The 9,823-nt window shown below is 44.3% G+C and carries 8 protein-coding genes; 3 read left to right on the plus strand and 5 right to left on the minus strand.

Going from position 1 to position 9,823, the window contains the following annotated elements; genetic code table 11:
• Positions 1 to 33: 33 nt before the first annotated feature.
• From FTU72_RS12815 to asd, 3 genes are all read right to left on the minus strand, one after another.
• Positions 34 to 1,362, minus strand: coding sequence for a fimbrial protein FimV (locus FTU72_RS12815; RefSeq protein ID WP_180052967.1), 1,329 nt, complete (start codon positions 1,360 to 1,362; stop codon positions 34 to 36).
• 65 nt (positions 1,363 to 1,427) lie between these two features.
• On the minus strand, positions 1,428 to 3,032 hold the full coding sequence (locus FTU72_RS12820; protein ID WP_180052968.1) for a FimV family protein: 1,605 nt from the start codon (positions 3,030 to 3,032) through the stop codon (positions 1,428 to 1,430).
• Positions 3,033 to 3,170: 138 nt separating this feature from the next.
• Positions 3,171 to 4,289, minus strand: a complete 1,119-nt coding sequence (asd, locus tag FTU72_RS12825; protein ID WP_004781864.1) for an aspartate-semialdehyde dehydrogenase — start codon at positions 4,287 to 4,289, stop codon at positions 3,171 to 3,173.
• 188 nt (positions 4,290 to 4,477) lie between these two features.
• Here asd and FTU72_RS12830 point away from each other — a divergent pair, with 188 nt between their 5' ends.
• Positions 4,478 to 5,608 carry an endonuclease/exonuclease/phosphatase family protein gene (locus FTU72_RS12830; RefSeq protein WP_180052969.1) on the plus strand — a complete coding sequence of 377 codons (1,131 nt, stop codon included), beginning with the start codon at positions 4,478 to 4,480 and terminating at the stop codon, positions 5,606 to 5,608.
• A 337-nt stretch (positions 5,609 to 5,945) separates the two neighbouring features.
• A complete protein-coding gene (locus FTU72_RS12835; RefSeq protein WP_180052970.1) occupies positions 5,946 to 6,353 on the plus strand; it encodes a GNAT family N-acetyltransferase in 408 nt (135 codons plus the stop codon).
• Between the two features lie 40 nt (positions 6,354 to 6,393).
• Here the strand turns inward: FTU72_RS12835 and FTU72_RS12840 are convergent, their stop codons facing one another.
• Complete coding sequence (locus FTU72_RS12840) at positions 6,394 to 7,329, minus strand: lauroyl acyltransferase (protein ID WP_180012687.1); 936 nt, start codon at positions 7,327 to 7,329, stop codon at positions 6,394 to 6,396.
• A gap of 123 nt (positions 7,330 to 7,452) precedes the next feature.
• The gene (locus FTU72_RS12845; RefSeq protein ID WP_180052971.1) at positions 7,453 to 9,360 is read right to left on the minus strand and encodes an ATP-binding cassette domain-containing protein; all 1,908 of its coding nucleotides are present in this window, start codon (positions 9,358 to 9,360) and stop codon (positions 7,453 to 7,455) included.
• Positions 9,361 to 9,399: 39 nt separating this feature from the next.
• Between FTU72_RS12845 and FTU72_RS12850 the strand changes: the two genes are divergently transcribed.
• A complete protein-coding gene (locus FTU72_RS12850) occupies positions 9,400 to 9,645 on the plus strand; it encodes a SlyX family protein (RefSeq protein WP_004781873.1) in 246 nt (81 codons plus the stop codon).
• Positions 9,646 to 9,823 lie beyond the last annotated feature (178 nt).

The following is a 9,823-nucleotide window of genomic DNA, read 5'->3' on the forward strand; positions in this document are numbered from 1 at the left end:
AAATGTGACTGCTTTAGTTTAAAGGGAAATTGATTAAGATGCGATTTGATTCAGCAACTGATCGGCTTGCTGACGTTGTGCTGCTGTATATTCAGCTTCACGTTCAGCAATGACTTCACGGGCAGCTGCATAAGCGCCTAACTGGATATATTGCTGTGCCAGCTCCAGGTTAAGGTCCGCTTCATTAACTTCCATCAGCTCTGGGAAAGACTGCACCAATGGATCATGTTGATCGGTTGCTGTACTTACTGGCGCTGTCGGAATCTCAAAATTCACCCCTGTAGAAACAGGAGCTTCTTTTACAGCTTCGACATTATCAAGTTTAAAATCTAGTCCAGATGTTTCAGTCGCAGCAGGCGTTTCAGTTGCAGGCGTTGCAATATCGAGGCTAGACAGGTCAAACTCAGTCGCAGGTTCGGCTGTTTTTTCCGCAGCAGGTGCTGGAGTGTCTAGAGAGAAAGAAAAATCTAAAGGCTGGATTTCTTCTGTTGTTGCAGGCGCTGATTCTGTTTCTAAAGATACAGATGGTTCAAGCTCAAGCTTAAAATTCAGAACTGGTGCTGACTCAGTTGCTGCTGTTGGAGCAGTCTGGGTTTCAGCAGTACTCATCTGAAGATCAAATTCAACTGAATTATCTGATACAGGCGGAACTTCTTCCGTTTTTACTGGCTCAGCCGCTGGAATCTTCGGTTCAAAGTTGAACTCTAAGGGTTGGATATCAGGTACTGGTTCCGCTACAGCAGCTGGTTTACTCGGTTGCAGTTCCTGTTGTAATGCATCAAATGCCTGTTCGTTTGAAGCGGGGGCGGCAACCAGGTCTGCAAAGGCATCTGTAGAAGGTTTGCTTTCCTGTACAGGAGGGGTTTGTGGCTGAGCACTTGGGAAATCAATAGTATCCTGAACAGCGACCGAAGAGTTTTCAAACTCACGCTTTTTGACCTCAGCCTGAGCCAGAATATCTTCCAGTTCCAGAGAGCGAACATGGTTAATCAGCTGTGAAATCGCAAATTCATCTTTTTGCAGGATATGAATGTCGAGTAGCAGTAAATATAACTCATGTTGAGAATTATCGCGATTCAGTGCCTGATTGATTTGCGCTTCAGCTGCAAAGAAATTACGTTCCTGAATCAGACCTTCAATTTTCTTGCGTGTTTCTGCTGATAGAGGCGTTGCTGATTTTTTAACGACTCCGGCTGGCTCGACCACTTTGGTTCTTTGTGAAGTGGATTTTGACGCAGCGCCAGGTTTTTTCGCTTTTACAGTTTTAGTTTTTGCTTTATCTGATTCTTGAGCATCTTGTCGTTTTTTTACGACAATTAATACGATGATCAATATCACTAATGGAATCACATAAATCAGCATGTTTTACCCCTTGGGGATAGAGTCATTAAGTTCGCCTATCCCAATAAATCGTCATGTGTAACTTTTTAATTAATTGGCTTTTTATCTGCCTGTTGTGCTTTAAGCTGCTGTTGTAGCTGGGCAAGACGAGCATTTAATAATTGAATTCTGTGATCCTTCTGATTGAGTGCCAATTCTAGTTCAGTTACGTTTCTCTGTAATTTAACGGTTTTTTCACGGGCTGTCATAACTTTTAATGACAACTCTTTCGAAGTTCGATTTTCTTTTGTGTTTGAGTTGGCAGAAACCTGGCCGGAATCACGTTGATTCTCGGCAACCAGGCTCATTTCAGCCTCATTCAGACGATATTTGGTTTTTGCAGCAGGTTTAGAGGGTGCTTGAGCAGACTTAATTGCTGCGGCCTGTATCGGAGTTTTTGCAGTATGGATGGTTGCTAAATTAAGCGCTGCACCTTTACGCAAGCGGTTAGCATCGCCTCCAATAAAAGCATGTTCATTTTCACGTTTGATCTGCTGCATGACCTCACTCACTGGACGCTGCTGTTCATTGGCAATCCTGGAAGCAATGCCCCAAAGCGACTCATTTGACTGTACCACATACGTCGGCTTGATCTGGGTTGAGGTGCTTTGTTTGATGGCTGCCGGCTGTGCCTGAGTTTTAGTCGCTAAATTTGGTTTGTCCTGTGCAGTGCTGGATGCCGCCTGCTTGCGAGCCTGTTGTTCTGCATATTTTTTGACAAGTGGATCACTGGACACCATCTGGTTTTCAGTGCTTGTCGGTGCAGAAACTTGCGCTGAGGCTGCATTTTTATTTGTTGGATCTATTGTAATTTCAGCTGGTTTTGTTTCAGCCTGAATTTTTGTAGCTGCAGCCTGTAAGTTTGACGTTGCATCTGCTTGAGCCGCAGTCGCGTGAGCTGCTTTGGATGAAGTATTCACTGGCGCAGTGTTTACATTGCCAGCTTGCTGTGAACTATGACTTGTCGCTGCTACCGCAGTTTCAGTATTAAGTTTTGTTGGGCTTGTGACTTGAGCTGCAATACTCGATGTCGGCTCATGGGTCACAGCAGCTAACGCTGTTTTAGGAATCGAGCTGGCTGATAATGCAGGAGGTGCTGTGTTTTGTAAGGCTAACGGTTTTTCTGCCACAAACGGGGTGGTTGGTTTGGATTGTGCATTGGTATAACGCGTACTCACCGGTAAGTTCAGGGCAATATCTTTTTCACTCACGACTACGACAGGCGCGAGGGGCTGTTCATTCTGTTTCAGGCTGGCCTGTAACAAATCAGTTTTAGGTCTTAATGCAGTACGGATATGCTGTAGGCGTGCTGCATTGCCTTCCTTGATTTTGACAATGATATTTAATTCACGATCAGTGACCGGGCGCGAGGAGGTAATGGTAATAACCCCAGTACCATTACTGTTGCGACGGGTGAAAAAATTTAAATGACCCGGTGGCTGATGCGATGCACCCATAGAAATCAGGTCTTCTGGCGAGGCTAAACTTACCTCAATGGGCAAGTTAATATCTGATTGACGGAAATTCATTTCCGCATAAAGCAATTCCCCAGGTGCAGACTGGATTTGTACCGAATCTACATTAATCGCATAGATATTTTGTGAAGCAACAATGGCTAAAATGGCAAGCTTTAATTTGTTATATACAGTCATCTGTGAGCTCAGTCATTATCGCATAGCGAAAATTATAGATTAACGGGATGTTTGTTTTTTGTAAAATACTTACGCAATAGTTACACAAAAAAGCCGATCAATAAAGATCGGCTTCATGCTTTATTTCCTGACGGAAACTTAAGAGTTTTTATAGTCAATCAAGATGCGCAGCATACGACGTAAAGGTTCTGCAGCACCCCAAAGTAACTGGTCACCTACTGTGAATGCACCTAGGTATTCTTTACCCATGTTCAGTTTACGCAGACGACCAACAGGTACAGTTAATGTGCCAGTGACTGCAACAGGAGTCAGGTCAGTCATTGAGGCTTCACGGGTGTTTGGCACGACTTTAGACCAGTCATTTGCATTTGCAATGATATCTTCGATCTCATCCAGTGGAACGTCTTTGCGAAGTTTCAGGGTTAATGCCTGAGAGTGACAACGCATTGCGCCGATACGTACACAATGGCCATCAATCGGTACGATCTGCTGGTTACCTAGAATCTTGTTGGTTTCAGCCTGACCTTTCCATTCTTCTTTAGACTGGCCGCTTTCCAGCTGCTTGTCGATGTATGGAATCAGAGAACCTGCTAAAGGTACACCGAAGTTTGCAGATGGGAAGCCTTCACCACGTTGCAATTCAGCAATTTTAGAATCAATGTCCAGAATTGGAGAACGTGGATCATCCAGCAAGTCTTTGGTATTGTTATATAAATAACCCATACCAGTAATCAGCTCACGCATGTTTTGCGCGCCAGCACCAGAAGCTGCCTGATAAGTCATTGAAGTTGCCCATTCCACCAGATTGTTCTGGAATAGACCACCTAAGCCCATCAACATCAGGGAAACAGTACAGTTACCGCCCACGAAAGTTTTGGTGCCTTTGACCAGACCGTCTTTGATCACATGCATGTTCACCGGATCAAGTACGATGATTGCTTCATCATCCATACGCAGGGTAGATGCTGCATCAATCCAGTAGCCATCCCAGCCTTCAGCTTTGATTTTTGGGAAAACTTCAGTGGTGTAATCGCCACCTTGACAGGTAATAATGACATCCATTTGCTTCAGACTGTTAATGTCTGTTGCATCCATAAGTGCTGGGGCAGTCTTACCACCAAATGCCGGAGCTTCACCACCCGCATTACTGGTAGAAAAATAGAATGGCTCAAAATGAGCAAAATCATTCTCTTCAACCATACGTTGCATAAGGACGGAACCCACCATCCCGCGCCAACCGACCAGACCTACTTTCATGTCACTTTGCCTCGGTGCGTTAAAAAATCAAAAGGGATTCGAGTGTATCAAAAAGGGACGTGACTGCAAGAGCTACACAATCAAAACATCAATATTCTTGAGCGAAATATCTGCTTTATGATACATACAAAATTGATAAAGCAATTTTTCTTTTAGAAAAAATAATAACTTAGTAAAGAGTGTATCTTATGGTAGGGTTTATCCAGATCATGGCAATCGTGGTCATCTGGTCAAGTTTCTGGTCGCTGATTCCCCGAGATGAATGGTGGATTCGTGGTGCAGATTTTCCACGTTTACAGATTCTGGTTTTGGGCTTCATTGCCTTTGTTCTTTTTCTCCTGGTCGATCACCCATGGACGGCCTTCAATCAGCTGCTTTTTGTCGGCCTGATCGCTGCTTTGGCGTATCAGCTGAAAATGGTCTTGCCTTATACCTTTGTTTGGAAAAAACAGGTCAAGCAGGTCAAGCAGGATCAGCTGGATCCGGATCGTCAGATTTCCCTGATTGTTTCAAATGTTCTGACCACCAATACTAAATATCATTTACTGATTGAACAGATCCAGACGCATCAGCCAGACTTGGTCTTAACGCTGGAAACCGATCATGCATGGCAGGATGCGCTGGCCGTCATTGAGCCAGATTACCCCTATCGGGTACCTGTACCTTTGGATAATCTGTATGGCATGCATCTGTACAGCAAACTTGAGCTGAGTGAAACCGAGGTTAAATTTATTCTGAGTGATGAAATTCCCTCGATTCATACCAAGGTCTTGTTACGTTCCGGACAGCCGGTACAGCTCTATTGTCTGCATCCGAAACCACCAAGCCCAACTGAAGCCAAAGATTCAACCTTACGTGATGCGGAATTGCTGATTGTAGGGGACCAGATTAACGATCTGGATGAAAGCTGCATTGTGATGGGAGATCTGAATGATGTGGCCTGGTCACGCACGACACGTTTATTTCAGCGTATTAGTGGTTTGCTGGATCCGCGTGTCGGCCGACGTTATGTGAATACTTTTCATGCCGATTATCCCTTATTGCGCTGGTCGCTTGACCATGTGTTTCACAGCACCGATTTCGCTCTGGTGCATATGGAGCGCTTAAAACATGTCGGATCAGATCATTTTCCGGTTTATCTGGTATTACAAACTGGGCGGGTATTTGAGCATCATCAGGAAGCGCTGGAAGAAACGGATCAGGATGATCAGGAAGCCAAAGAAGCGATTCAGGAAGGAATTGAAAAGGCAGAGAAAGAAGAGAAAAAAGTCACTGATAAGATTGCGATGGCTTATAAGAATGAGGGGAAATTCTTATAGTTTTAGCTGAAAAGTGTACGATATTGCTTACAGCAGTTTCCGCTTCTTGCGAATGGGCAGTACAGAGGAATCCACGTATTCTAAGCTCATCAGCACAGGGAGTCGAGAAAGGATATTCTCATAAGGAAGACGAAGCTGAATGAAAACATCATGGAAATGATGCTGAAAGGGAAATCACAACAACGAAGAAGCAATTATAACATATGAAAGCACAACCTCATTAACCCGGGTTTTACAGGATGTAGAACCCGGGTTAAATTATTTTTGGCTCATTTTTTTTATTATAATTAATTGATTATTAAAATAAAATTTAAATTAAAAAATGGATATTACCTGAATGGAAGTTATGATTTCCGATCATGATTCAGTCAATGAATTCGAAGTGCTACAGCTCTATCTTGTCAATCAATGGTCAGCTGCAGAAAAACCTCAATTGCTTTTAAAGGCTTTGCAGCATTCTCATAGTCTGGTGACGGCACGTATCAACGGTCGGCTGGTCGGCTTGGGAAATGCGATTTCAGATGGTTATCTGGTGGTGTATTTCCCACATTTATTGGTTCACCCGGAGGTGCAGCGACAGGGTATTGGTCGTCTGATCATGCAAGAAATGCTGCAACGTTATTCAGGATTTCATCAGAAAATTCTGGTGACTGATCAGCATGCCACTGAATTTTATAAAGCTCTAGGCTTTGAGCGTGCAGGGCATACACAAGCAATGTGGATTTATCAGGGAACCGATCATTGATTTTTCTTGCCAATAATAGCGTTCATATTAATTCTAGTTCTTAATAGATTTTATCGTAGCCTTCAGGACGGGTCTTAAAGCGACGGTGGAACCACATATATTGCGTCGGTGCAATGCGCAACTGGCGTTCAATAATCAGATTTACCCGGGTTGCATCATCGACTTCATCCGCACTTGGCAGGTTCTCTACCGCAGGCTCGATCAACACACAGTAGCATGGATCTTTAATATCACCAGTTCGATAAAAATAGAGTGGAATGGCAGCGGCTTTGGTCATTTTTAATAAGCGACGATGTGCAGTGACTGTGGCTGCAGGTACTCCAAAAAAGGGTGCCATCACACCCTGTTTTAAACCAAAATCCTGATCCGGACTGTACCAGATAGCATGGCCATTTTTCAGGTTACGCACCAGACCGCGCATATCATCATGGTCAATCTGGTTGGCATAAATGGTGGCACGGCAGCGGTAAATCAGCATATCGAGCAAGGGATTATTTTGTGGTCGATACACCACATCCGGCTCAAAATACTGTGCACATAAATAACCACCAGCATCCAGCAAAGTCGAGTGGGTACCGAGCAATAAAGCCCCTTTACCTTCTGCCTGAGCCTGCTGGATATGTTCCAGCCCTTCAATCTGTACCCGGCCTTTAAACCATTTTGGACAGTACCAGGCATTCAAGGTCTCAAATACACCGAGCATCTGGTCAATAAAGACCATACGAGCATTGTCCTGAACTTCTTGAGCTGACCATTCAGGGAAACAAACTTCCAGATTGCGAAGCGTGGTTTCACGGCGAGATTTCAAATATTTAAATGCCATCTGGCCGAGTAGACGTGCCAGACGATGCTGAGTCGCCCAAGGTAAGATAGCCAGAATCATCAGAAATACAATACCCACCCAGATGCCCCAGTATTGCGGCAACAGGAATGACCATTGAAATTCACCGGGTTTGTATTCTGGCGTTCGACTCATAAATTCAATATTTGAAATCAAAGATGTCAGCAGTGTAGCAGAAGAGCTTTTTGAAATAAAAAACTGTAAAATAAAAAAGCACCTGTACGAATACAGATGCTTAGTGACTAGGCGATTTAAAGATTAGCCTTTGGTCATATTTTCCAGTTCGTCCCAACGTTCCATTTTTTCCAGCAAAATCTCATCAATTTCGCCTAAACGTTCAGAGGCCTTGGTCGCTGCTGCTGCATCTGTGACAAACCACGAGCCATCCGCCAGTTTGTCAGAAAGTTCAGCTTGTTCTTTTTCCAGTGCTTCAATTTCAGCCGGTAACATTTCCAGTTCACGCTGATCTTTGTAGCTGAGTTTTTTCTTCGGAGCCGATGCTACAGGTGTAACTGCTGCTTCAGCTTTGGCCTGAGCTTTTTTGACAGCCATTTTCTGGTCAACCACAGTTTGATCTGGACGTTGTTCCAGATAATCCTGATAGCCACCGACATATTCATCAATATTGCCTTTGCCATCAAAGACCCAGGTTGATGTGACGACATTGTCCATAAAAGCACGGTCATGCGAGATCAGTAGCAGGGTGCCTTTGTATTCCGCCAGCATTTCTTCCAGCAGTTCTAGCGTCACCATATCCAGATCGTTGGTCGGTTCGTCCATCACGATCAGGTTGGATGGTTTCAGTAATAGTTTGGCGAGCAGAATACGGTTGCGTTCACCACCTGAAAGGGCTTTAACTGGCGTACGGGCACGTTCTGGGGAGAACAGGAAGTCTTGTAAATAGCTATAGATATGACGACGTTGGCCATTCACATCGACATGATCTGAACCTTCCGAAACGTTATCTTTAACTGATTTTTCCAGATCCAGCACATTACGTAGCTGGTCAAAATAAGCAATTTCCAACTGGGTACCGGTTTTGACTGTACCGCCATGCTCGATTTCTCCCAGAATGGCTTTGATTAGTGTAGTTTTACCGACACCATTATCACCCACCAGACCGATCCGATCGCCACGCATTACCAGCGCCGAGAAATCATTAATGATCGGTGCATTGTCACCAAACTTCACGCTGAGATGTTCAATCTCGAACACCACTTTGCCTGAACGCTGTGCTTCCTGAGTCGACATGTTGACTTTGCCTTGCTGGAAGCGGCGTGCTTTAGACTCTTCACGCAATTCTTTCAGAGCACGGACACGACCTTCGTTACGGGTACGACGTGCTTTAATGCCTTGACGAATCCAGGCTTCTTCTTCAGCGAGTTTTTTCTCGAACAGGGCATTCTGTTTTTCTTCTGCTTCCAGCTGCTGAGCTTTTAGGTCGAGGTAACGTGAATAGTTGCCTTCATAGCTACGCAAAATACCACGGTCCAGCTCGACAATACGGGTCGCAATACTGTCCACAAAGGCACGGTCATGCGAAATAAACAGTAAGGTCAAGTTATTCTGCTCGAGCAAGAATTTTTCCAGCCATTCAATACTTTCGACGTCCAGATGGTTCGTCGGTTCGTCGAGTAACAGCACATCAGGTTGGGTGAGCAGGGCACGTGCCAACAGGACACGGCGTTTACGACCGCCAGATAAATCGGCCAGATCCGCTTCAGGATCCAGTCCCATTTTACTTAGGATTGAATTAACCTTAGTTTCTAAAGCCCAGCCATCCAGCTGATCCATCTGATGCTGCAAATGTCCCATGCGGTCACAGGCTTCCATATCACCGAGCACGCAAGCTTCACTGGCTTCATGGTAAGCACGCAACACTTCTGAAGCTTCACCAGCGCCGTCGGCAACAATATCTGCAACCTTGCCGGAATCCATTGGCACGTCTTGGGCCAGCATGGAAATGGTGATGCCATTTTGTAACGAAACTTCACCACTATCCGGGAGTAAACTTCCTTCAATCAGTTTAAGTAAGGTAGACTTACCCTCACCATTACGGCCAATCAAACATACTCGTTCACCGCGTTCCAAATTAAAGTTGGCGCCGTCGAGCAAGGCAGGTCCGCCAAATGCCAGTTGGACATCCCTTAAAGTAATATAGGCCATAATGTTAATGTTTCCTGAAATCCCAAATGAGGACTTAAAATGACTAAACAACAAAATCTAAATGATCAGGCGTCATTTTCCGCACCCATTGAAGATTTGCAAGTGCGAATTGCATTTTTAGATGATTTAGTTGAACAGCTGAATCAGCAGGTCACTCGCCAGAATCTGGAAATTGCCGATTTAAAAAAACAAATGCAGTTGTTATATCAACGTGTTGAGTCTGCAGACTTGTCCGAAGGGATTGATGCTTTTGATCCGGTCACCAACCGTCCCCCGCATTATTAATTTACAAATAATTTTTAAAAAGAAAACAAAAAGAAAGCCCTCCAGTCGTGATAATGCCAGTCAGTTAAGCAAATATTAGTAAAATGTAGTAAAAATGAGTGTATGTAAATACGCTCATTTTTTTATGACTTTATCTGAAAATTTAGATTGCACCCTTCAACATTCTTTACCTTCACTT

The organism is Acinetobacter sp. YH12137, from assembly GCF_013418535.1.
GTDB lineage: Bacteria > Pseudomonadota > Gammaproteobacteria > Pseudomonadales > Moraxellaceae > Acinetobacter.

Bases quoted from the DNA above. Each gene is read 5' to 3' on its own strand.
- FTU72_RS12815 (WP_180052967.1), bottom strand. From the start codon at position 1,362: ATGCTGATTTATGTGATTCCATTAGTGATATTGATCATCGTATTAATT.
- FTU72_RS12820 (WP_180052968.1), bottom strand. From the start codon at position 3,032: ATGACTGTATATAACAAATTAAAGCTTGCCATTTTAGCCATTGTTGCT.
- asd (WP_004781864.1), bottom strand. From the start codon at position 4,289: ATGAAAGTAGGTCTGGTCGGTTGGCGCGGGATGGTGGGTTCCGTCCTT.
- FTU72_RS12830 (WP_180052969.1), top strand. From the start codon at position 4,478: ATGGTAGGGTTTATCCAGATCATGGCAATCGTGGTCATCTGGTCAAGT.
- FTU72_RS12835 (WP_180052970.1), top strand. From the start codon at position 5,946: ATGGAAGTTATGATTTCCGATCATGATTCAGTCAATGAATTCGAAGTG.
- FTU72_RS12840 (WP_180012687.1), bottom strand. From the start codon at position 7,329: ATGAGTCGAACGCCAGAATACAAACCCGGTGAATTTCAATGGTCATTC.
- FTU72_RS12845 (WP_180052971.1), bottom strand. From the start codon at position 9,360: ATGGCCTATATTACTTTAAGGGATGTCCAACTGGCATTTGGCGGACCT.
- FTU72_RS12850 (WP_004781873.1), top strand. From the start codon at position 9,400: ATGACTAAACAACAAAATCTAAATGATCAGGCGTCATTTTCCGCACCC.